The sequence below is a fragment of the Streptomonospora sediminis genome (assembly GCF_054778995.1).
This window is the reverse complement of the sequence record NZ_BAAGYZ010000153.1, coordinates 1-1,201: the sequence shown is the minus strand read 5'-3', so window position 1 is coordinate 1,201 and position 1,201 is coordinate 1. Positions and strand designations below refer to the sequence as shown.

Sequence of the window (1,201 nt, the reverse complement as noted above, 5' to 3'; positions counted from 1 at the left end):
TGCCGGGCTGGTCATGTCCACGCTGGACGTGGTCTCCTACGCCGGTGAGGCCCATGGCGGGGTGCAGCCGGCCAACTTCCTCGACATCGGCGGCGGCGCTTCGGCCGAGGTCATGGCCAACGGGTTGGAGATCATCCTGGGCGATGCCGATGTCAAGAGCGTGTTCGTGAACGTGTTCGGCGGGATCACCGCCTGCGACGCGGTGGCCAACGGGATCGTGCAGGCCCTGGAGATGCTGGCGGGGCGCGGCGATGACGTGACCAAGCCGCTGGTGGTCCGGTTGGACGGCAACAATGCCGAGCTGGGCCGCGAGATCCTGACCCGGGCCGGCCACCCCGCGGTGCGCCAGGCTCCCACCATGGACGGCGCCGCGGCCCAGGCCGCGGAGCTGGCCGCGAAGTAGAGGCGGGGGAGACGACGATGGCTGTTTTCCTGACCAAGGACAGCAAGGTGCTCGTGCAGGGCATGACGGGCTCGGAGGGCACCAAGCACACGCGGCGGATGCTGGCGTCGGGTACGCGTGTTGTGGGCGGGGTCAACCCGCGCAAGGCGGGCCAGGCGGTGGACATCGACGGTGTGCAGGTGCCGGTGTTCGCGTCGGTGGCCGAGGGTATGGCGGCCACGGGCGCGGATGTGTCGGTGGTGTTCGTGCCGCCGAAGTTCGCCAAGGCGGCGGTGGTCGAGGCCGTTGATGCGGGGATCGGGTTGGCGGTGGTGATCACCGAGGGGATCCCGGTGCACGACACGGCGGCGTTTTGGGCGTATGCGTGCGAGAAGGGCAATGCGACGCGGATCGTGGGGCCCAACTGCCCGGGGTTGATTTCGCCGGGGGCGTCGAATGCGGGGATCATTCCGGCTGATATCACGCGGCCGGGGCGGATCGGGTTGGTGTCGAAGTCGGGCACGTTGACGTATCAGATGATGTATGAGCTGCGGGATATCGGGTTTTCCACGGCGGTGGGTATCGGTGGGGACCCGGTGGTGGGTACGACTCATATCGATGCGCTGGCGGCGTTCGAGGCCGATCCGGATACCGATGCGGTTGTGATGATCGGTGAGATCGGCGGGGATGCCGAGGAGCGGGCGGCGGAGTACGTGCGGGCGCATGTGTCCAAGCCGGTCGTGGGGTATGTTGCCGGGTTCACTGCTCCGGAGGGCAAGACGATGGGGCATGCGGGCGCGATCGTGTCGGGGTCGGCGG

General features: G+C 68.4%; 1 protein-coding gene and 1 pseudogene. Both read left to right on the top strand.

The annotated features are described in order from the left end of the window. A pseudogene (locus tag ACYVD5_RS27945) lies at positions 1-403 on the top strand (ADP-forming succinate--CoA ligase subunit beta); the annotation flags it as partial. A 17-nt stretch (positions 404-420) separates the two neighbouring features. After that, the coding region (gene sucD / locus ACYVD5_RS27940) for a succinate--CoA ligase subunit alpha (protein WP_461004164.1) at positions 421-1,201 on the top strand (781 nt) is incomplete at its 3' end.